The organism is Candidatus Binatia bacterium, from assembly GCA_026415395.1.
In the GTDB taxonomy this organism is placed as follows: domain Bacteria; phylum Desulfobacterota; class Binatia; order HRBIN30; family HRBIN30; genus HRBIN30.
Genome location: JAOAHD010000007.1, coordinates 335592 through 358211, shown reverse-complemented (window position 1 = coordinate 358211; position 22620 = coordinate 335592). Strand labels below are relative to the sequence as shown.

17 protein-coding genes are annotated in these 22620 nt (G+C 60.1%); 6 read left to right on the top strand and 11 right to left on the bottom strand.

Annotated features, from left to right (window positions below):
• Positions 1 to 741 precede the first annotated feature (741 nt).
• The gene (locus tag N3C12_06140) at positions 742 to 1182 is read left to right on the top strand and encodes a hypothetical protein (GenBank protein MCX8072016.1); all 441 of its coding nucleotides are present in this window, start codon (positions 742 to 744) and stop codon (positions 1180 to 1182) included.
• Between the two features lie 307 nt (positions 1183 to 1489).
• Here N3C12_06140 and N3C12_06135 read toward each other — a convergent pair whose 3' ends face one another.
• From N3C12_06135 to N3C12_06105, 7 genes are all read right to left on the bottom strand, one after another.
• Entirely contained in the window at positions 1490 to 2218 is a 729-nt protein-coding gene (locus N3C12_06135; GenBank protein MCX8072015.1) for a DUF1232 domain-containing protein, read from the bottom strand.
• Entirely contained in the window at positions 2199 to 2591 is a 393-nt protein-coding gene (locus tag N3C12_06130) for a response regulator (GenBank protein MCX8072014.1), read from the bottom strand. The genes N3C12_06135 and N3C12_06130 overlap by 20 nt, the downstream gene beginning before the upstream one ends.
• Before the next feature lie 101 nt (positions 2592 to 2692).
• Positions 2693 to 3943, bottom strand: coding sequence for a hypothetical protein (locus N3C12_06125; protein ID MCX8072013.1), 1251 nt, complete (start codon positions 3941 to 3943; stop codon positions 2693 to 2695).
• 13 nt (positions 3944 to 3956) lie between these two features.
• Positions 3957 to 4994: a hypothetical protein gene (locus tag N3C12_06120; protein ID MCX8072012.1), complete on the bottom strand. Its 1038-nt coding sequence runs from the start codon at positions 4992 to 4994 to the stop codon at positions 3957 to 3959.
• Positions 4995 to 5064: 70 nt separating this feature from the next.
• Positions 5065 to 6288, bottom strand: coding sequence for a hypothetical protein (locus tag N3C12_06115; protein MCX8072011.1), 1224 nt, complete (start codon positions 6286 to 6288; stop codon positions 5065 to 5067).
• A gap of 101 nt (positions 6289 to 6389) precedes the next feature.
• Positions 6390 to 7658, bottom strand: a complete 1269-nt coding sequence (locus N3C12_06110; protein ID MCX8072010.1) for a hypothetical protein — start codon at positions 7656 to 7658, stop codon at positions 6390 to 6392.
• Between the two features lie 149 nt (positions 7659 to 7807).
• A complete protein-coding gene (locus N3C12_06105; GenBank protein MCX8072009.1) occupies positions 7808 to 8419 on the bottom strand; it encodes a hypothetical protein in 612 nt (203 codons plus the stop codon).
• Between the two features lie 13 nt (positions 8420 to 8432).
• Between N3C12_06105 and N3C12_06100 the strand changes: the two genes are divergently transcribed.
• Together N3C12_06100 and N3C12_06095 are read left to right on the top strand one after the other, a co-directional pair.
• Positions 8433 to 10475: a hypothetical protein gene (locus tag N3C12_06100; GenBank protein MCX8072008.1), complete on the top strand. Its 2043-nt coding sequence runs from the start codon at positions 8433 to 8435 to the stop codon at positions 10473 to 10475.
• A gap of 95 nt (positions 10476 to 10570) precedes the next feature.
• Positions 10571 to 11563, top strand: a complete 993-nt coding sequence (locus N3C12_06095; protein MCX8072007.1) for a phosphotriesterase-related protein — start codon at positions 10571 to 10573, stop codon at positions 11561 to 11563.
• A gap of 44 nt (positions 11564 to 11607) precedes the next feature.
• Here N3C12_06095 and rsmI read toward each other — a convergent pair whose 3' ends face one another.
• Genes rsmI through N3C12_06080 form a run of 3 tightly spaced genes read right to left on the bottom strand, consistent with a single transcriptional unit; the run spans position 11608 to position 14271 of the window.
• The gene (gene rsmI / locus N3C12_06090; GenBank protein ID MCX8072006.1) at positions 11608 to 12447 is read right to left on the bottom strand and encodes a 16S rRNA (cytidine(1402)-2'-O)-methyltransferase; all 840 of its coding nucleotides are present in this window, start codon (positions 12445 to 12447) and stop codon (positions 11608 to 11610) included.
• 26 nt (positions 12448 to 12473) lie between these two features.
• Positions 12474 to 13367, bottom strand: coding sequence for an NAD+ synthase (locus tag N3C12_06085; GenBank protein ID MCX8072005.1), 894 nt, complete (start codon positions 13365 to 13367; stop codon positions 12474 to 12476).
• The gene (locus N3C12_06080) at positions 13345 to 14271 is read right to left on the bottom strand and encodes a carbon-nitrogen hydrolase (GenBank protein MCX8072004.1); all 927 of its coding nucleotides are present in this window, start codon (positions 14269 to 14271) and stop codon (positions 13345 to 13347) included. Before N3C12_06080 ends, N3C12_06085 begins: the two co-directional genes overlap by 23 nt.
• Positions 14272 to 14769: 498 nt before the next feature.
• Here N3C12_06080 and N3C12_06075 point away from each other — a divergent pair, with 498 nt between their 5' ends.
• The 3 genes from N3C12_06075 (at position 14770) to N3C12_06065 (ending at position 19397) form a co-directional block, all read left to right on the top strand.
• Entirely contained in the window at positions 14770 to 16707 is a 1938-nt protein-coding gene (locus N3C12_06075) for a serine protein kinase (GenBank protein ID MCX8072003.1), read from the top strand.
• Positions 16708 to 16780: 73 nt separating this feature from the next.
• Positions 16781 to 17962 carry a sporulation protein YhbH gene (gene yhbH / locus N3C12_06070; protein MCX8072002.1) on the top strand — a complete coding sequence of 394 codons (1182 nt, stop codon included), beginning with the start codon at positions 16781 to 16783 and terminating at the stop codon, positions 17960 to 17962.
• 1 nt (position 17963) lies between these two features.
• Positions 17964 to 19397 carry a SpoVR family protein gene (locus N3C12_06065; GenBank protein MCX8072001.1) on the top strand — a complete coding sequence of 478 codons (1434 nt, stop codon included), beginning with the start codon at positions 17964 to 17966 and terminating at the stop codon, positions 19395 to 19397.
• 2215 nt (positions 19398 to 21612) lie between these two features.
• Here N3C12_06065 and N3C12_06060 read toward each other — a convergent pair.
• Positions 21613 to 22611, bottom strand: coding sequence for an LLM class flavin-dependent oxidoreductase (locus N3C12_06060; protein ID MCX8072000.1), 999 nt, complete (start codon positions 22609 to 22611; stop codon positions 21613 to 21615).
• Positions 22612 to 22620: the final 9 nt, after the last annotated feature.

The following is a 22620-nucleotide window of genomic DNA, read 5'->3' as shown; positions in this document are numbered from 1 at the left end:
CCGCCTTCGAGCCAAGGGCCCGCGGGGTTCGCATGGGCGGGCGTTCCAGAGCCGGTGGGTTATATTCTCTGACACGCGGATGTCCACAAATGGGTGCCGAGTTTGGTCCTCCTGAGTTCCATCGGTGGGTGTCCGCGAATTGCCTCGCGAATTGCCTCCGCGAATTGCCTCCCGTACGTGGGTGTCCACGAATTGCCTGTCCACGAATTGCCCCTACGTAGCTGGGCGCCCGCGAATTCCTCCGCGAATTCCATACGTGGGTGTCCACGAGTTATCCACGAGTTACTATAGGTGGGTGTCCACGAATTACTCCCACCATAGGTGGGTGTCCACGAATTGCGCGAATTGCGTCCACGAATTGCGGGTTGGTCGGCAGCTTGTCCGGATTTCCGGCTCGGGGTGCACTCTTGGTGCCGGGCACCTTGGCCTGCGCCTGGATAGGTAGGCGTCACCGTTCTGATCGCGAGGCGGTTCACTCTAGGTGCCGGAAGCCTCGCTCTGCGTCGGACTAGTGTGCACGGCAGCACCTCCGGGGGACAGGCAAACGAGCTCCCGCTTGCTTTTGAGCGGGGAGCCGCAAGGCGGCACGCATTACGGTATTCGGGAACCACAACGTCTAGGTTTTCTACGACGAGAACCGAGGGCGGACGTGCCTCCGTGCGCTTGCGGCCCAACGGCAGCTCGGGTATCAGTAAACTTCGTCGCGAATTTTTGAAGTAGTCGTTCCAGGAGTGTTGAGCCATGGCCGAGAAGGCAAACCAGGAAAGCGCAATCGGTACGATCATTGGCTGGGGTAGCCTCGGAATTTTTGCCCTATGGTTCGCTTACCAAGTTGCTTCTCCGTTGCTTATTGGAGAACAATGGGCGGAAAAGCAGAACGATGCAATCGAGCTCGTGAAGAACAGTAAGCCTCTGGGCAATGACACGCTCTACGACATGATCCGTGCTTACTCGCTCAAGGCGAAGGAGAACGATTTCTTCGTCGGAGAGTTTAGCTGGAGCGCCATCCAGAAAGACGGTCCGGAGTACGAAGTAACCCTGCTTTGGACCGAGGGTGACCAAAAGAAAGTGGCCCTCTGGCGCGTCAACTTGGAAAATAAGGAGGTGCGACCCCAGGGGGACGCAGCTAGCCTCCCGCAGCGCCTTGCTGCAGGCCCTCCAAAGAAGCCAGCCGGAAGCTGATCCGCGCTGGGCGCGACAGACCGCGTTTGATAATCGGTTTCCCCTAGCCGATTTTGTTTCAGGCTAACCCGCGTCCCGCGGATCCCCTCCCGCAAGGGCCCTACCACCCTCATTCGCGCCCACTGCACCAAGATGTCGCCTAGCCACCTCCTAATGCTGCGAATCTAAGTGCTCCGTGGGCTCATCCGGTGACCGCGCCAGCCAGACGGCACCTGCGCAGCACAAGTACGTTACACACCAACCGACTACTGCGCCAGCTCGCGGCTGGCGTCTCTGCACCGCGCCCTCCCGATCGACCAAAGCGTCCTCAAGCGCTCTTATTCTCTCGCGCCTGAGCCACCCACGGGACCTTTTTCGAGCGGTGCCTGGCACTTCCCCCAGCAACCACAGCTTTTGCCTGCGATTCAACCAACGCCTCAGGGCACATTTTCAGGAAGCTCCTCGCGGCAAGCGCTAACACGACACCATCATCGAAAAATCCAGCTACGCTGCGTGTGTCCCACAGCAGATCCCGCGGCGCCCCTGCGTAGAGCAGAGCTGCCGCAACCAGAACCTTTCCCAAAGTCGGGCTAGCCGGATGCCTGAGTAAACGCACATAGACTGCGAGTCCGCGCCCGAAACTCCTCCAAGCAGCTCGCACCCCGTTCTCCTTCAAGCGCCCCCACACGCTGCGATCCCACGCACCCACCAACAGCACCCAGCCAAACCCAAACACCATGGCCGGCAACCACGCCACCCACACCCGCAGCGAGTAGCCCACGACCTTGCGAAATCGCCGTAGGGCCTGTCGGAGATCCTTCCGAAACTGCTTCAAGCGCGGCGATACTTCCCCTTCTCCAACCTCCACTGTCACCACCGCCTTGCCTCCAACCCCAATGGGCAACGGCCCCTCCCCATCAGCTCGCGTGGGGTTGATCAGCCCCCCTCCCAGAGCCAACACGACGCAGAGCAGCAGCGGCAGAGAAAACCTCTGCGAGCGGATCGAGCCCGGTTCCCCAAGCGCAGCGATCCTTTTCTCACCGTCGAGGCCGACCATGTGCTAGGAGCCGCTCTAGCTTTTGTCGCACAACTTCCGCATCCGTAATGGGCTTGGCAATGTAGTCGTCGCAACCCACCGCCAACGCGCGCTGCTCGTCACCCGCCATCGCCTGAGCAGTCAAGGCGATGATGGGAATCCTCTGGCCCACCTCGCTAGACCGCAGCCTGCGCGTTGCTTCCCATCCATCCAGCACTGGCATTTTGAGGTCCATAAAGATCAAATCCGGCGGGTTCTCCGCAACCAATTTCAAAGCCTCCTCGCCATTGCCCGCCTCGATGATTTCAAAGTCCCCAAACCTCTTGAGCCGATAGACCAGAATCCGCCGGTTATCGACGTTGTCTTCGACCACCAAGATTCGTTTCCTGCTCATAGCACTCAATTTACAAACCTCGCGGCCCCTCGCCAACAAGAAAAAAGGCCGCCGCCAAGGTTGGCGACGGCCCTTCCACTAATTTACGGACTCAGCGGTGCTCAATACGCAACCGTGTCAGCCTGCGACTTGTCCCCACGCAGGTGCACGTTGAAGGCGGCCGACCGTACCGTATTGTTGTTGGGATTCCGGTGAAACTCCTCCACGACGGCGAGGATCCCGTTCCCTGGATTGCCGTCGCCGGACAGCACCGGACGGATGACGGTCTGTCCGGCCAGCGTACCTTGCACGCCAACGTTGAAAACTGAGAAGGCTTCCTGACCGGGCCGCCGGTCAAGCCGCGAGAGTTGCACCTCCCGGAAGCAACGGAACCGAGCGCTCGCCGACATCCTCTGCTCGAACTCGTTGAACACAACAAACTGCAGCGTGTGCACCGCCGGGTTATCGTCAACTTCCAAGCGTTCGCTGCACGGGACCAACGTTATGTCACTCGTGACTTCCCGCGTTGTGCTCAAATCTGCGTTGTCAAAGAAATGGTCCACCACCAACTGCGAGGGGCAGCCGGCATACTCCGGGTTTCTTCCGCCAAGGACCACGTTTGTATCGTTCTGCGTACTACCGTCGGATGCAACGGCCTGGACTCCCACAGCGTTGTAGGTCTGCACGTCTACTGATGCGTTGTTCACACGGTAGATCGACGCGTTCCCGACTAGGTCATTCCGGTTCACTGGCACGTTAGGATCCTGGCCCGTACCCACAACCTGGATACACTTCAGTTCACCCAGGAACACCCCGGGATCGAGCGGTGGGACCCGGCCAATATCTTGGTTCTGACAAAATCCACCCGAGCAGTCGGCGTCGCCACTACATGGCAGGCCTGGCGACGACCCATTCACACATAAGCCGGTTGTCACCACGCCCTCACTCGCACGCCACCCGACGGGCTGGTTTGCTGTGAGGTTGAGGTCGAAATTCACCGCCTGGCAGGTAGACAGGGTACAGATACCCCCGGCCGCGCAATCCTGGTTCGTCTCGCAGGCGCCTTCCCCATCCCGTCCCCGGCCAATGGTGCAGCGTGGCGTACCATCCACGTAAAAGCAGTGCACGGTTGTCGGCATGGAACTCGTGTTCGTGATCCGAACGACCGTGTCCATCGGCACGCCATTCATCGCGCCACTGGTATCGACCACGACCTTCGGGAATACGAGGTATCCCGCAGCCTCCTCCGTAGATACCTTTTGCCCGACCGCCACGTTGCTCCACCCCAGTAAGATTGAGCAGCCCAGCAACGCGAGACCCTTCGTCCACCGTGTGGTTACCATGAGCACCTCTGTTCCTTTTAACCACGACATGACTCACCCTCCGTTACGGCAAGCGGATGATCCCCACCGCTCCGCCGCCGGTGTGCAGGTTGCTTGCCGCCGTACCTACTCTCCCAGCCTGATCGGCATGCGCCGATTCCGCCACTGCCACTGCGCCAGCACCGGAGACCACCAGCCGCGCCTGCGCGAAAATTGTATTAATTGCTCCCCCTGAAAGGAGCGTGGAGCGGAATTGGCCCGTGGTCTGCGGCGTGTTGCCCAAGTCGATACTCGACCAGCACTGATACGGGAATACGCCACTGAATGGCGACTCGAACTCGTCGTAAACAACGAAAGACACGATCCCATTGCTACGCACACCAGCTTGCAGGTCCACGTTACACGAGAGCAACGTCAGGTTTGTCGAAATGAACGAGTTCAGCGAGGCGTTGCCCAGATCTTCGATGACCGGATCCAATGATCCTCGAGGGCTGAAATTCAATGTGAGCTGATTCGGACATCGCTCGTACTCGCTATCGTCCAGGTTAAGCGGGTTGTTTACAGATAAGCCCCGCGCCGCCAGGGCGAACGCGTTGTACTTGGCCACGTCGCCATTGGAATCATCCAAAATCGTCACTTCACCTTTCAGCCGGTTCTGCGCAAGCGGGTCGCCGTTGGCATCCACTTCCACGCACACCAAGGAACCCCGGAAGCCCGGCGGCACCGGGGGAATCAAGCCTGCGTCGAACCCGGCCCCGGGCGCACCGAAAGCGTCACTGGGATCAACCCGTCTTCCTTGGGAGACCCGCCATTGCGTTGGCTGTTGCCGCGTGAGCACCAACTCGAAATCTGTCGCGCCGCAGTAACCGCTGCCGTCCGGCGCGGACAGGTAAAAGCAGTGCACCCAGTTAATGCTGTTGCCCGTGTTCGTAATCTGTACGATGGTGTCCCGCGACGCACTCCGCACTACTTTCGGGAACATCAAGATCGACCCTGGCCGATCCGTCCCCGAGCGTGTTTGCTGTGCAGGTGCCGCGGCAGCGGCTCCGAGGATGCACAGAGTGCCGATCCCCAAAAGCCAGCTCCTTTTTAGCGCGCTCATGACTGTCCTCCTTGCGGTTTCATCCCGCATCGCCACAAAACTTTGCACCCAGCGCTCCGTACCGAGCCCTTTACGGGAGAATGATCAGGTCCTGCCGGCCGTTGCCCTGCTGGTGCAGGTCGTAAGCTGCGCTACTCGGAAAGAGCAGATCACCATTGAGCTGCGCCCTCGCAACTCCGAGCAGACCCGAACCGAGCGGCGCCACGCCACCGACACCCCGGATTCTCGTTTGACCAGCGATGCTTCCGGCCACACCAGCACTGAAGATTGAACGGGCAGGATTGCGCGTGTCGATGCGGGAGAGCGCCGAGTCGAACAAACAGTCAACGGTGCGACTAGTCGAAAAGCGCTGCTCGAACTCGTTAAACACCAAGAACTGCGCCACCGCTCGTCCAGGCGTTTGAGTGCTGAAATCGTTTGAACATGGGATCAACGTCAGCCCCGTTTCGTAAGACACCCCTCCCGTTGGCGTGCTGAGCGGATCCACAGCCCCGTCAAACAAGTGGGAGAGAACGAGCACACCGGGACAAGCCTCGTAATTCCCGCGATCGCCAAGCACCAGATTTCCATCCGACACCGCGCTGCCCCTCGCCTCGAGGCCAATGGCATTGTAACGAGCTGGATCCACTCCACTCTCCCCGCGCTGCACGATCGTCGCGTCACCATAAAGCTTGTCCCGCGTCGCCGTTTGGTCGGGAGCGCTCTGGCTACCCCCCGTGAATTGGATGCAAATCAGCGCTCCAATGAACGGGTCCTCCGGTGCCGGAGGGATGGCGCTGCCCAGGTTACTTTGCCCTGTGTTACAGCCGACGTTATTGGGACACTGCGCATCCGTGTAGCACTGCAAGCTTACGAATGGCGCATTGCAACGAAACGGCCCCTCCAGCGGGAATTGCCCACGGGTCAGTCCGTCGCTTGCGTACCAAGCCAACGGCTGCTCTTGAGTCAGAACCACGTCAAAGTCCGTTTCGCTCCAGCTCGGGATGCACTCCGCGGCTTCACAGTCCCGGCTATCACGGCAGGCTGATCCATCGTTGGAGCAATGCCCGGTCGCATTGATGTAAAAGCAGTGCGCCTGCTTGATTCCCACCGTATTGGTACTGCTCAGCATCAGCTTGGTATCGGTCGGCGCACCCAACAGGGTCCCCGAACTATCCACCACTATTTTCGGCCACACAATGATCGAGGCCGGCCGGTTGGTTGTACTTCGGGCGCTCGCAGTTGTCGCTAGTACCCCCAAGGTCAGCCCGGCACACAACGCCCACCGAGCCATTCCGCTTACCATACTCGCCATCGCTCGACTCCTTTCGTACCTCGTTCCCGCTCGCTGTTGCTCTTGACCAAACCCCGTCATTGGAGCAGACCTCCCTCAACTGGCGGCCTAGCCTATCGCACCTAGGGGAGGGTCACGATGTCACCAAACCCACTACGGCTGCCCTCGTGGCGTAAGTTAAACGCCGCCGTGCCCAGGTTGCCGCCGAGGTCGTAAAATTCCTCCGCCACCCCCAAGACGCCCGACGCAGGAAGGCACCCCAACACCGTGCCGCCCGGCCCGCTCGCGAGGCCTACACCACATTCTGAATCGGAGCTACAGGCGTTGCCACGGTTGGTTCCCGAGTAGCACACGTTAACGGGACGCGGAGCAACCCGGATTTTCCACAAGTCCTGGTTGCCGTTAACGAAGATTCCACCGCCGGCGACCGGCAAGTCAGCAAGGCGCCGATTCAGGAAGCAGTCAAATGAGAAGGCTTCGATGCTTAGGGACTGCTCAAACTCGTTGTATCCCACAAAACGCAGCCGAACGGGCGCAGGAAGATCCTCTTCGAGCAATTCACTGCACGGGACAAGCGTAAGCTCCGTGCTGATCGTGGCCCTGCTAAACGTGTCCGTCACTCCTTCCGCGTTCGCAGTGAAAACCAAACTGGCTGGACAATAGTTCAGCTCGCCGCCGCCGGACCCGTTGAAGTTAAGGCGCAGCTCACGATCGTCGTTCAACCCCTGATTCATGTCTGCGTTGGCAGCTACGACCAAAGCGTTGTACTCACTGATCTGCCGACTAGCGAGCGTTTCGATTGTCGCTGCACCTTTAAGCGCATTCCCTGGAAAGGGATTTCCATTAGAGTCCATCTGATAGCACTTAAGTTCACCGACGAAGCTTGTCCCTACTGGCGGAACGAAGCTCGCGTTGTTTTGACCAATCAGCATACCCGGGCACACCAACTGCCCAGAACTGTCCAGTGTGCACTGGCACGGTTGCCCAGGTCGGCAGGGGGCCGATGGAATCGTGGTCAAACGACCCGTCGACACTCGCCACTGCACCGGTTGTTGGGCCGTCAACGCGATCTCAAAATTCGTCGCGTTACAGTTCCGGATGCAAGTTTCGCCAGTTGGGCAATCAGCATCGATTTCACACGACCGCTCTGTCGTGTTGCTGCACGAACCGGAGGCATTGATGTAAAAGCAATGCACCAGCACGACGGAATTAGATCGATTGCTCATCTGAATCAGGGTATCCCGCGAACCGTCCGAGATTACCTTTGGATAAATGATCAACGTGCCCGACTCATCCGACGTCACATCTGCCCGTGCACCTGGCGCCGTCACCAGCCCCGCCAGCAGCACGCCCAGGCCCATCAGCCAAGGACTCCGCTTCACCAATCGCATCGTACGCCTCCTTTCGGTCACTCCAGCGTATGGCAAACGCCAGGATCACTTCGTCGACCCCGGCACAAACGCATGCGATGTATGCCCCAAAGGCGGGAACGAGTCAAGCTGAAATTGAAAATTTGTTGGTTTATCGCTGGCGGGCAACTCTATGGCTGCCTTCGCACTACGATCTCGACGACGGGTCCGGGGCGCCCGGCCGTGTCGGCGACGCGCGCCGTGAGCACCGTATCGCCACTGGGGAAGGCAATGTTCGCGCTCACGATCGCACAGAACTGACGGCCCCCGCTTGGCAGGTTGGCAGTGATCGTACCATCCAGGCCGTCCGGCCCCAGAGTGCATGGCTCGCTCGGCAAGTGCGCATTAAAGCGGCAAGCAAAGTCGACCAGCGCGTCCGCCTTATCCACGCCGAAATCGGGCACGAGGAAACCAGGAACTCCGCCACCTCCTTGGGCTACGGGCTGTGTGTCGCAAATGGTGGGAGAGCCATTGCCCAAGCTCCTGCTGCTCAACACCTGCAGGCTAGGGTATACACCCGCACCGGGGGTCGGAGAGGGAACGAAGGTGCCGACAGTGCCCCCGCCACTACCAGGCTTCGCTTCGAGAACGAGATAGAATCCTGAGCCACGCCCTACCACGAACACACGGCGGCCGAAGCTATCGTACACCGGAGTCGGCGTTGGGCTGCCGTTGCAGAGGCACCCCGGTTCACTGCACCAGTAACAGCCGTTCGCTCGCACCACGCCGAAAAACGTGATCACCGGACCCACCTCAATGCTGGTCGGGGTGGGGGTCGCAGTGATTGTTGGCGTGGGCGTGATTGTCCGCGTGAGCGTAATGGTCGGGGTCGCAGAGGGCAGGGGCGTGTTTGTCGGGGTGCGCGTCGATGTGATTGTCGGTGTGGTGGTTCCCGTGGATGTAGGGGAACGGGTCGCCGTCGGCGTGCGCGTGGGCGATGGGGTGCGAGTGTCGGTGGGCGTTGCACTCAGGGTCGGCGTACGCGTCGCCGTGTGTGTTGGGGTACCCGTGCGCGTGGAGGTCACGGGAGCCGTGGAAGTGGGCGTGCGGGAACTTGTCGGAGTGAGCGAGGTGGTCGGCGTGCGGGAGAACGTAGCTGTCCAGGTATTTGTGGGTGTCCACGAATTCGTGGCGGTTGCAGTCGCGGTGGAGGTCCAGGTGGGGCTTCTCGTCGGGGTGTCACTGCGAGTTGGGGTGACCGAAACCGTTGCCGTCGGCGTGCGGGAAAACGTGGGTGTCCACGAATTTGTGGGCGTAAAGGCCATGGGCAGGGTCGGCGTGGGTGTGGCTGTTGTCGTCTCGGTACCGCTCGGAGTGAGCGAGGCGACCGTTGTGGGAGTCCGCGAAGACGTTGGGCTGGTCGTGGCGCTCTCGGTCCCGCTGGGAGCGAGGGATGCAGTCGGGGTCGCTGAGGGGGAAAACGTGGGTGTCCAAGAGTTGGTGGGGGTCGATGGGGCCGTCCGGGTAGGGCTCATCGTCAAGGGGTTTGCGGTGGCCGAAGGCACTGCGGTTTGCGTGCTCGTCCCGGTAGGCGAGCGCGACGCTGTGTGCGCCGGAGTGGCTGACGCCAGCGGCGAGGTAGCACTCGGAGAAGCCGTGGACGACGCGGTTACCGATTGCGTGGCCGTGGCTTGCGGCGTGAAGGGAGGGGTTGGGGATACAGTTGGGCTTGCCGAGGCGGAGGGTGTGGGGGAAGCGGTTTCGCTGCTCGTCCTGCTTGGCGTCCGACTCGCGGTGGGCGAGGAAGTCGGAACCTCCGTGTCGGTGGGTGTTGCCGCTGGCACATTTGTGGGCGACGCGGTGAACGAAGGACTTTCCGTTGGCGACTCCGTAGCTACACGCGTGCGCGTCCACGTCGGGCTCGCCGTCGAGGTGCGGCTTGGGGTGGGTGGTGGGGTCCAGGTAGGGCTTGGTGTCACCGTGCTCGAAAAGGTGGCAGTCGGCGTTCGCGTGGCAGTCGGGGTACGCGAGGGCGACCACGTCGGCGACACCGTGACGCTCGACGAGGGTGACACTGTCGGCGTCACCGTCGGTAAGCTTGTGACCGTCGGGCTTCCTGAGGGAGTTTCCGTTGGGGGCAGAGCAGTGGTTGTCGGACTGGCTGGCTCCGGCGAGCGCGTCGGCGACCGGGTTGCGCTCATGGTTCCGGTTGCGCTCATAGTTCCTGTTGGCTGTGGAGACAGGCTTGCAGAGGGCGATGGAGTCGCGGTTGCCGCGGCCGTCGGGCTTGCGGTTGTGCTCGGCGAGATTGTGGAAGTCGGCGTGCCGCTCTCGGTCGCAACTGGAGTCGGGGTTGAAGTCCGCGACGCGCTGGGGAGTGGTGCTGTAGGGGACTCGCTCGGCACCGGGGTGGGGCTCGGCGTTCCCGTGCGGGTTTCCGTCGGAGTTCCTTGTTGCGGAGTTGGCGACAGTGCCGTCGTCCCCGTGGGCAATGTGGTAGAAGTCGGCGAGCGCGACGGTGAGGGCGTGAAACCTCCCGTGGCGCTGGGCAGCGGACTCGCTGTTGGTGTGGGTGTGGGAGTGGTCGTGGGCGTCGGAGTCGTGCTGGGCTGGGGCCCGATCGCCGGCACGAGCAGCGCCGCCAACGCCACGAGATCGGCAGCGCCCACGCGCCCATCGAGGTTGACGTCGGCGGCAACGCAATCGCTGTCGCCGAATACAACCGTCGCCAAAGGTGCGACTTGCACATCCGGACGCCCGTCGCAGTCCACATCGAGGTCGGCGGCGGCCGACACGGCTCGCGCAATCCCCAACACGCACAGTGCCGCAATTGTCGCTCTGATCCGCAACCCGCAATGACCCCGCTTTCCTTAAGACGCACCATTGATGCCTGTGTGTTCCAACGTTTGCAATGCAGCTTTCCATCGAAGCTTGTGCGTGCGGAGCGACCCGAGTTGACTCGTCTCCGCGCGTGGGTTCTCATGTGCTGCATGCGCACGGTGCAAACCGTACTCGGTCCCGTTCCTGTCGATCAGCTCGGCGTGACGCTGATGCACGAACACCTTCTCATTGGCTGGCCTGGCTGGGAACATGACGCGGCGGCCCCGCAACCGTCGCTCTCGGAGCTCGCCAAACTGTGCACCGAGCGGATGCTCGAAATCAAAGCGCACGGGGTGACCACGTTAGTGGACCCTTGTCCGATGGACCTGGGGCGCGATGTGGAGCTCATGGCGCGAGTGTCTCAAGACAGCGGGGTGCACATCGTGTGTGCGACCGGTCTCTACAAGGAAGACCAAGGCTCCCCGTCCTACTTCAAATTTCGCGCTCGCTTTGCCGATGCGACGCAAGAGATTCGCGATGCATACGTGCGCGAACTCACCGAAGGAATTGGCTCCACGGGCATCAAGCCTGGGATCATCAAGGCGGCCACTGGCGCCCTCCAAGTGACTCCTTATGAAGAGATGACCTTGCGCGCTGCCGCGCAGGCTTCCTGCGCTACCGGCGTTCCCATCACGACCCATACCGATGAAGGCACGATGGGGCGCGAGCAGCTCGACATCTTCGCAGCCGAGGGCGTGGATTTACGGCACGTGATCATCGGCCACAGTTGCGGCACCGCCGATCTCCGGTATCACGTCGACTTGCTCGATCGCGGGTGCTTGATCGGCTTCGATCGCTTTGGGCTTGAAATTGTGCAGCCGGATCGGCTGCGGCTTGCCGCGCTCATCGGACTGCTCGGCATCGGGTTTGCGAAGCAAATTGTTTTGTCGCACGACTCCGTGTGGTGCTGGCGCGGGCGGCCCCTACCCTTACCGGAAACTGTTCTCCCCCATTGGCGGCCCACCTATCTATTCACCGACATCCTTCCTCGGCTCCGTGATGCCGGGGTCAGTCAAGACAAGATCGATACAATGCTCGTGCAAAATCCCCGGCGTTTCTTCTCGTAGCCCGCGTGTGCGAACCGACCCCGGGAGCCGAGGACGTCAACGGATCAATGCTGGCGGAGCCCGAAGGCATACACCTCGCGGCGCGTGATCCCGTACTCCTGTGCGACCTTTCTTGCTGCATCGCGCAGAGAAACGCCACGCGCCAGCAAATCCGCAAGCGCGGTTTGCCAATCCTGCGGCGCCGCTGGTGCACAAGCTGCGCGCCTCGCCCCTTCCGCGACGATCGTCACTTCGCCGCGCACTTCATGGCGGCGCTCGCCGATTTTCTGCAGCAGCTCAGCGGGCGTCCCGCGCAAAAACTCTTCGAATCGTTTCGTCAGCTCGCGGGCGATCACGACGGTGCGCCCACCCCAGACGTTCGCCATGTCTTCGAGGGTCGAGCCGAGCCGGCGCGCGGTTTCGAACAACACCAAGGTTCGCGGTTCGTTTGCCAATTCCTGCAACCGCGCTCGCCGTGAGCTCGCGCGGGCTGGCAGAAATCCCTCGAACACGAAGCGTTGCGCTGGCAGCCCGGCAGCGGACAACGCGGCGATCACGGCAGACGGTCCCGGCACCGGCACCACACGCACGCCCGCCGCCCAAGCGAAGCGCACGAGATGGAAGCCTGGGTCGCTGAGCCCTGGAGTCCCGGCATCAGAGACCAGCGCCCCACTTTCTCCCCCCGCCAAGCGCTCGACCAAACGAGGTGCTTTCTCCCGCTCCACCCAGTCGTGATACGCTATGAGTGGCGTGCGAATGCCGTAGTGGGAGAACAATTTCCGCGTGTGGCGCGTATCCTCGGCAGCAACCCAGTCGACCTCCTTGAGAACACGTAAAGCTCGCAACGTGATATCTTCGAGGTTGCCGAGAGGAGTCGCAACCACGTAGAGGCTGCCGGGCGGCATGGCGAGCGCTGCTCCCCTTCTTGGGGTTACACACCCCAGTCGCGGGCGTAGCGAAAGTCGCGGTCAATCGTGCGTTGCGACACCTTCGCGATGATCGGGAGCCGCCTTTTAAACTGGGAGTTGCGCACCATCTCGCTGACGCGACGAACGAAGGCTTCCGGAAAACCAACCGCAACGAGTTCCGCTCGCGAATAACGCAAATCCACCATGCAGTAGAGCAGGCGATCGACTTCGCGATAGCCAAAGCCTAATTCCCCTTCGTCCGTCTGCCCTGCCCACAAGTCCGCCGTCGGCTGCTTGCGGACAATCTCGAGGGGCACGCCAACATGCTCCGCCAAAGCCCACACCTGGCTTTTGTACAAATCTCCGAGGGGGTTGAGGGCAGACGCCATGTCGCCATGCAGGGTGCCGTAGCCCAGCAAGAGTTCGGTTTTGTTGCTCGTACCCAGCACGAGTGCATGCCAGCGAGCCGAGTGGTCATAGAGGATGGTCATGCGCTCCCGCGCCATCTTATTTCCGCGGCGTACACGGTCCGCCTCGGGGAAGCGCGCAAAGTAGGCGTCGATTTGCGGCGTGATGTCGACTTCGAGCGACTCCACCCCCGCGCGGGCAATCACGAGATCAGCATGCGCGCGGCTTTCCGGGCTGGAGGTGCGGTAAGGCATCTTGATGGCCAACACATTGTGGGGCCCAAGAGCTTCTGCAGCGAGCATGCAGCTCAGGGCGGAGTCCACCCCGCCGGACACGCCCACCACAACCCGTTCTACCCCAACCTTACGGACCTCATTGGCGATAAACGCGGTGAGGATCCGCCGAAGCAAAGGCGGGTTCACAGGAATCGCGGGGCAAGCGAGCGAGGGCGCGGGCGTCCCGGGAACTGATTCCGCCGGCTCGCCGTTATTCGTCGGAACCTTCTTCATCGCTGCAGCTCCTGTCTTCTGCCTCACGACCGTCATCGTCGGACAAACGGAGCGCGCCACCGCAGCGGCGGATGCGCTCGAGCTCGCGGATCGTGAGGTCGAGGTTCTCGTCGCGCAACAACGGCGCGGCAATCCGCTGGCGGCGCGGCTCCTTCAACGAGATCTCCGCCACGATAAAATCCTCTTCGTAGTATTTTGCCTTTGCCAAGCGCTGGCCGAGCGGCGACACAATCTCCGAACCTCCCCAGAAGCCAACTCCGTCTTCGAAGCCGACACGATTGGCGTACACCACAAACACACCGAACGTTTGCGCATACATGCTGTTCAGGAGCTCCCAGTAAGCGGCGTTGTCGTCGTGGTCGCGACCTTCAGAGATGCCGCGCAGCGGACTGCTCGAAGGGCAGACGATGGCCAGCGCCCCGTCGAGCGCCGCGATGTAGGCCGTGGAGGGATGCCACAAGTCCTCACAAATTAAAATTGCCGTGCGCCCCAACGCGGAAGAGAAACAGCGAATGCGGTCCCCGCGCGCAAGGTAACGCGCCTCGTCGAACAAGCCGTACGTGGGCAAGTAGACCTTGCGGTGCGTGTGGACGAGGGCACCGTCGCGAAAGTAAAGAGCGCTGTTGAAGAAACGAAAGTCCTCGCTTTCCTCTACCAAGCCGACGATGAGCTCGACTCCACAACTGAGCTCCGCCAAGCGCCGAAGCTCGGCACCGTCCCGCCGCAGCGCCACTGTAGAGACCATGTCCTTAAGAAAGTAACCGGTGAGTGCCAGCTCGGGGAACACCACGAGATCTGCACGCGCCTCCCTGGCCTGCTGTACCCCTCGTTCCAGCAAGGTGAGGTTGTGCTCCACATCTCCCAAGCGCGGGGCAACCTGCGCAATCGCAACGCGGCGAAACAATTCGGACATGAGTGCAGTCTCCGCGCCACCCTTTAACAAACAATTGGAGATCGTGCCTGCAAATTGGGGCAGCTGCCGCACTTCGGCGTTTCCTGCTCATTGCAATTCCCGTCCGCAGTCGATTCGCACGATGTAAACCACGAAGGTGTGGGCCCACCGTCACATAAGGAAACACCAACTCGCTTGCCAAGGCTGCTTATAGGTGATAGGGCTCGACACAGCGATGCGTGTCGCGGAAGAGATGGTGGTGGTTGGTGCAACGTCGCGCCCAAACTGTTTCCGTTCTTCCTCACTGTGCTTCTGGTTGTTGCTGCTCGCTCAAGGCTGCAGCCTCCTCCACCGGAGAATTCCGCATTGCCCAGACCTGTTGCCGACGAGTATACTTGGGGGCGGCAGAGGAAGAAGCACGAGCAGAGCGAGTGACGGAATGACGTAGGTGACCAAAAACAAAAACAGTGCGGGCATCAGGCGGAAACGCCAAGGAGCTTATGAGCCATGATGCATGACGATAAAGCCCATTTTCAGCGATTGATCGAAGAGGACAGGGCCGCACGAGGAGCGAGGGAGTGGCGGGGAACTTTCCTCGACTATCTCGAGCGGGTCAAGCAAGATCCGACGATTCCCAAACTCGCTCACGCCCGCATTTACGACATGATCATGCAGGCGGGCGTGCGTGATGTGCTCGATACGGACGATCCGCGGACGAAGCGACTCTTCAAAGACGAGCCGGTCAAGATTTACAACTTCTTCGCGGACTCCTTCTTTGGCATCGAGCGCGTGATTGCGCAGATTGTGCGCTACTTTCACGCTGCAGCACTCAAGGGGGAAGAAAGCCGCCAAGTGCTTTACCTCATGGGGCCGGTCGGTTCCGGCAAGAGCTCTCTGGTGGAGCACATCCAGCGCGGTTTGGAGCAAAGCCCACCATTTTACGCCATCGAAGGCTGCCCGATGTTCGAGGAGCCCTTGCACTTGCTCCCGCGGCACTTGCGCCGCGAGTTCGAAAAGATGCTCGGCGTGCACATCGAAGGGGACTTGTGCCCCGTGTGCCGTTTCCGGCTCAAAGAGGAATACCGCGGGAAGTACGAAGAAGTGCCGGTCGTGTTGCGATCCTTCTCCAAACGGAATCGCGTCGGCATCGGCGTCGTGCCGCCGGTAGACCCGAACAATCAAGACACCTCGGTGCTCATCGGTTCCGAAGACATCTCCAAGCTCGACTTGTACTCCGAGGGCGACCCGCGCGTGCTAGACCTCAACGGGGCGCTGAACGTCGGCAACCGCGGGATCGTCGAGTTCATCGAGGTGTTCAAAAACGAAACTGAGTACCTGCACGCGATGATCACGGCCACGCAGGAAAAGGTAATTCCGGCGCCCGGTCGGCACGGCATGGTGTACGTAGACGAGGTGATCATCGCCCACTCCAACGAGGCAGAGTGGCAGAAGTTCAAGTCCGACCACACGAACGAGGCCATTCTGGACCGGATCGTCGTGGTCAAGGTGCCGTACAACTTGCGGCTGTCCGAAGAGGTAAAGATCTACGAAAAGATCCTCCGCAACTCGGACTTCCGCGCGCACATCGCGCCCCACACGTTGGAAATCGCTTCGATGTTCGCCATTCTCACTCGCCTCGAGCCGACCGCCAAGTGCGACTTGATGACCAAGCTCAAGCTGTACAATGGCGAGGAAGTCATCGAGAAAGGCCGCACGAAAAAGATCGATGTTCGCGAGCTGCGCGAAGATGCCAAGCGCGAGGGCATGTTCGGTATCTCCACGCGCTTCATTATGAAGGCGTTGGACAACGCTCTGTCCGACAACATCGAAGGGAACTGCATTAATCCGATCAGTGTCCGTGAAGCGCTGATTCAAATGACGAAGGAAGCCGACCTGCCTGACGACACGCGCAAGCAGTATCTCGAGTTCCTCCAGGATACGCTGCACAAAGAGTACCTCGACATTTTGGAGCGCGAAATCACGAAGGCGTTCGTCTATTCGTATCAAGAGCAGGCTGAGGCCCTGTTTCAAAATTACCTCGACCACGCCGAGGCTTTCGTGAACCGCACCCGCGTGCGAGACCGGAACACCAAAGAGGAGCTGCAGCCGGACGAGGCGTTTCTAAAATCCATCGAGGAGCAAATTGCCATCATCGGCTCAGCAGCCGAAGGATTCCGTCAAGAAGTGATCGCTTACCTCTGGGCAGCAAGCCGGCGCGGCGAGAAAGTCTCGTACCAGAGCTACGAGCCGCTCAAGGAGGCGATCGAGAAAAAACTCATGACATCGGTGCGCGACATTAGCCGAATCATCACCAAGGCACGGACGCGCGACGCCGAGCAAACGGAAAAGTACAATGCGATGGTACAAAACCTTCTCAACCAGGGCTACTGCCACAGTTGCGTGGACGTCGTGCTCAAGTACGCCGCCAACAACTTGTGGAAGGACTGAGCCGACGGCTCAGGCCCTGCTTCGCCCGCAAACGGCTGCGTGCTCTACCGGTTGAGCCAAGGAGGCCGTAGCCATGCCGCTGCCAGAATCAATTTTTCGTCCGTTCAATCCGTCGGACGCCGAACGGAGTGACCGGGCTGCCGGAGACCGGCTTCGCCACCGCCAGAAGGTACGGCAGTGTATCCGCGAGAACATTGCGGACATTGTTGCCGAAGAGGCGATCATCGGGAAGGACGGAAGCCGCATCATCAAGGTGCCCATTCGGGGCATCAAAGAGTACCGTTTCATTTATGGTGACAACGTGCCCGGAGTCGGCCAAGGCGAGGGCCAGATGGAGCCCGGGCAGGTTTTGCGTCGCGGAGAAGGAGAAGAGCAAGGGCCGCCGGAGCGGGCGGGGGATCGTCCCGGCATCGACTATTACGAGACGGACGTCACGCTCGATGAGCTCGTGGACATTATGTTCGAAGACCTGGAGCTTCCTGACCTCGAGCGGCGCAAGCTACGGGAGTTACCGGCGCAGCGCGTCTTCAAACGCAAAGGTTATCGGCGTGCTGGCCTGCGGATTCGCCTGGATAAGCGCCGCACCGTGAAATCAAAGGTTCGGCGCCGTCTGGCTTCCCAGCGTCGCGCCGAGCTCGTCGGTGGGGATCGGTTTCCTTTCCACGAGGACGACCTGACTTACCGGCACATGGTTCCGGATCTCAAAGAAGAGTCCAATGCTGTGGTCATTTGCATGATGGATACATCCGGGTCGATGGACACGATGAAAAAGTACTTGGCCCGGAGCTTTTTCTTCCTCCTCTACCAGTTTGTGCGCGCCAAGTACCGCAACGTGGAGCTGGTGTTCATTGCCCATCACACCGAGGCGCGGGAGGTGACCGAGGAGGAATTTTTCCACAAGGGGGAGTCGGGAGGAACGTTCATTTCCTCAGCCTACCAGAAGGCGCTCGAGATCATCCAAGAGCGTTATCACCCGTCACTGTGGAACATTTACGCATTCCACTGCTCCGACGGCGACAACTTCGATGCCGATAACCCGACAGCGCTCCGGCTGGCGGAGGAGCTGTGCAAGGTGTCCAACTTGTTCGGTTATGGGGAAATCAAACCGCTCGGATCGAGGTACTACGAGAGCTCGATGTTGCAGCTTTACCGGCGCATCGGAGCGGATAACTTCCACACGGTCTTGATCGAACGAAAAGAGGACGTGTGGCCGAGCTTCAAAGCGTTTTTGGCTCGCGATCGAGTGCGAGAGTAACATGCGCTCTTACGATCTGACGGATCTCATCGAGTGGGATCGACGGATTCGCGAGAAGGTCGAGGAATTCGGGCTCGACTGCTTTCCGCAAGAGTTCGAGATTTGCGACCATAATCAGATGCTCGGCTACATGGCCTACTCCGGGATGCCTTCGCACTACCCGCATTGGTCGTACGGGAAGGCATACGAGAAGCTAAAAACTCTGTACGACCACGGTGTCTCCGGGCTGCCGTACGAAATGGTAATTAACTCGAATCCGGCGCTCGCCTACCTCATGCGCGACAACACGCTCTCGTTGCAGATTCTGACGATTGCGCATGTCTACGCTCACAACGACTTCTTCAAAAACAACTTTACCTTTCGCACCACTCGGCCCGAGTACGTCCTCGGGATGATGAAGAGCCACGGGCAGCGGGTGCGGTCGTATATCGAATCGCCTAGCATCGGGGTCGATCGCGTGGAGCAAGTTCTCGATGCCGCTCACGCTCTTTCGCTCCAGTGCCGACGCAATCTCGCCGTTCGCAAACTCTCCCAGGAAGAGCAGCGGCAGCGGAAGCTCGAAGCTGCACAACCACCGCAGGATCCCTTCTCGCGGGTACACAAACGGCCGGCCACCGACATGCCGGACCTGCACAAACTTCCGCTCGAACCCGAGGAAGACTTGCTCTTGTTCATTCGTGATCACAATCCATTTCTGGAGGAGTGGGAGCGGGACTTACTCACGATCGTGCATGAGGAGGCGCAGTACTTCATCCCGCAAATCGAAACCAAAATCATGAACGAGGGTTGGGCTACTTTTTGGCACAAGCGGATCCTCGAAAGCCTCGGCCTCCCTCAGGACTTGCACTTGGAATTTCTCGTCCGCCACAACCAAGTGGTGCGACCCATTACCGGCGGTCTGAACCCGTACCATGTCGGGTGGAAAATCTGGGAAGACATTTACCGTCGCTACGAGGAACCGGAGGCCGACGAGGAAGCGGATCTCGAAGCGGGCGCGCGATCGGGAATGGAAAAGATATTCTCTGTACGGGCCGCGGATCGCGATTCTTCTTTTTTGAGGCGGCACCTGACGGAGCGGCTCGTACGCGAACTCAACCTTTTTGAGTACCGGCCCCGCGGGAGCGATTGGGTGGTAACCGAAGTGGCCGACGACGAGGGCTGGCGCAAGATTAAAGAGACCCTAATCCGATCGGTAGGCATGAACAATGTGCCGGTGATCAAGGTCGAAGACGCCGACTTCGGGCACCAGCGAACGCTCCTGCTTGTGCACGAACACGATGGGCGTGACCTGCACTTGGAGTACGCGGAGAAAACGCTCGCATATGTTCACCAGCTCTGGGGCCGCGATGTCGCGCTGCAGACGCTGGTGAACGGCAAGAAAGTGCTCCTGCAGTACAGCGATCGCGGCTTCACGACCCGCCAACTCACTCGCTGAGTGCGGCACGTCGGTCCGGTCTGCAGTCCCCAAGGGCAGGCCGGGAGACGAAGTGCCTCTTAGCTACCCTGGGTCAGCGTCGATCGATGGTTCGTGAGAATTTCTCGAACTGGCCCGAACCCGGCGACGGCTGGGGCGCAAGTCTACGCACGCCGTCTCCACTGTGATTGGGGGGGCGCCCCGCCAGGGTTGCCTGCACCCATTCATTGTGCCGGGCACGCCATAACGGCTGAGGACGGTTTCGCCAGCACTACCGGGTGACAGATAAACGCCGTCAGGAGACTCGCGACAACACCTAGAGACGCCCCCCGCCACACACTTGGACATTGGACGCCCACTCGGACAGTGGACACCCACAAACACTCGGACAGTGGACACCCACAAATGGACGGACCCTAGACGAATACTGGGACGGACACTGGACACCCATAAAGGACGGACACTGGACACCCATAAATGGATACTTGGACACCGACAAAAGCCCGAAGGTCCTGCAAGGGTCCCGGACAAAGCCCCCCGACACTCGCCGACACTGGTCACCCACAAATGCCACAGTCCAAGTGCCACAATCCAAGCACAGTCTATGGACACAGTTCGTGGAGACACAGTCCGTGGAGACACAGTCCGTGGACACCCACGGAGACACAGTCCGTGGACACCCACGACAGGGAGACGTGGCTGTCCCCAAAAGCCCCATCCAAAAAAACGCCTATCCCCTCGAAAGTCCCCAACGGTGGACATCCACAAATGCCAGAGGCCAAGTGCCCCAGGCCAATGCGACGGTCCACGGACACCTACCACAGTCCATCACAGTCCATGGACACCCACCAGCCCAGTTCATGGACACCCACCAACACAATTGATGGACACCCACCAAACACAATTGATGGACACCCACCAAAGGTAAACGTGGGGGTCCATAAACGAATCTTGGAGTCCATAAACGAATCATCCATAAACCCAGGCGCCGGACACTGGACGCCCCGGCACTAGACACCCACAAATGCGAGAGGCCGGCACAATTTTCACACAATTTTCATGGACACCCATGACAGGAAAACGCGGCTGTCCATGAACAAAAGCCATGGGTACCCAGGACGTCCGGGAGGCTAGGAATAAAACAAGGGACACCGACCTCCAGCGGGTGGCCTTCCACGTGCACGAATTGGCCTCAGGGCGAGCTCGAATGTCGACGCGGGGGCCCCGGTGGTTTCGGGAGTGTTCAAGAATTCTTTTATGGATGTCCAAGAATTGCCTCCAAGAATTGCCTCTGGAATCCCAACCCGCCGGCTCACGGTCGTTTCGTGGGTCTCCCGGAACTGATTTCGTGGGTGTCCAGGAATTGATGGGGCAAGAGGTTCCGGAGCCGGCAAAAAATTGGCGGGGACCCTGAGGTGGCTCCCCGAAAGGTTCATGTGTGGCCCTGAAATCGCGGCGCCGGGCACAAAGGAGCGTCGATCCGCGGACTACTTGACCACTGGTGTGCGACCCCGCTGACTGGCGACGGAGTCACCAAATTTTAAGGGGTTAGCCCAGAAGACTTTGTTGGACTTCCATACGGTTGAGGGGTCCGGTCCTCCGACCTGGCAGGCCGACCAACCGCCCGGACCACATCTTTCGCCCTCATCGCGCCAACTGTCTCGGCTCGGACCGGAGATTCGTGGCGAACATCAGCGGGTTCGCAGCAGACCCTTTCCCGCGTGCCCACAAACAAGAACGTTGGGTGTCCATGAACGAGAAGGCTTACTTGGGTGCCCACGAAAGAAAACGTGGGTGTCCACAAACGAACATGGGTGTGCATGAAGGGAAACGTGTGCATGAGGGAAAACGTGGGTGTCTATGAACCAATCTTGAAGGGATGTGAATGAACGGGCGCGGGCGAGCCTGCCGACCGCGACTGCCCGCCCGCTAGAACCGGGGATATGTCGAGCAAATTAGCGAGTTAGCAGCCGACGCTTTCTTGGGTGTCCATGAAAGAGTGCTTGAGTGTCCGTGAGGGAAATCTGCCCGAAGCTTTCTTGGGCGGCTATGGAGGAGATCAATGAAGAAGGAGACATGAAGGAGGATGTGCGTCTCCACGAACAAACCTCCACGAACAAACCCTGGGCGTTCTGGAGGAATCCTGGAGGGATCCACGAACGAATGCATGAGGGCCCCCGGGCCAGCGAACCGCGCTCCGAGATCGGCACCCGGCCTACCAGAGCCCGCGGCGCGGTTAGCTTGCCATGGTGCGCAATAGCTGCTCGGTTACCTCGTAAGGCACGCCGGTGGGAAGGTTCATGAGGAAGGTATTCACACCTTCTTTCTCCCACTCGGCCATTTGCTCCTTACAGTGTGAGACCGGTCCACAAATGGCGATCGCGTCGATCAAGGCATCGTCCACGGCGGCCACAGCCTCGGCGCGGCGTCCTTGAGCGTATAGCTCACGCACTCGTGTTGCATTCTCCGCAAAGCCAAAGCGGCAAAACATTTCGTAGTAGTACGTGCCCATGCCACCGATATAGAAGGCCACGGTGGGCTTGAGCATTGCCCGAGCCGCCTCGCGATCCTCTAAGGGCACGATGCCGACGAATGGCGCGAGCTCGATCGCCCTCGGATCCCGGCCCGCTTGCCGCGCCCCCTCAGCGATCCACTGCAGCCCGGTGCGAAAATGTCGATACGGCCAGAACGTCGGCACCCAACCGTCAGCCAACGCCCCAATCTGGCGAATGGCCTTTTCCTGAAGGGCCGCAATATAGATGGGGATATCGGGGCGCACTGGTTTCATTTCGAGCTTGAAATGCCGAACCGGAAACAGGGTGCTGACCTCAGGACTCAACCGTTCGCCGCGCAAGAGCGTGCGCACGATTTGAATCGTTTCCTTCATCCTGGTCAGCGGCTTGCGATACTTGACCCCGTGAAGATTCTCGACCACCAGCTTTCCGCTCGTGCCCATACCCAAGATGGCACGGCCGGACGAAATTTCGTCCAACGTGGCGGCACTCATTGCAATGAGCGCCGCCGAACGGCTGAAGATGTTCACGATGCCAGTGGCCAGCTTCAAGCTTTTGGTGTGGACCGCAATCTCCGCAAGCAGTTGGAACTGCTCGTAAGCCCACGCTTCTGGAATCCAGATGGAGTGGTAGCCCAAATCGTCCGCAAGTTGCGCCGCGCGCAGCACAAGCTGGCGATCGTAGTTCTTCCAAAACGGCACGATACCAATTCTAAAGCGCATTCTTTCCTC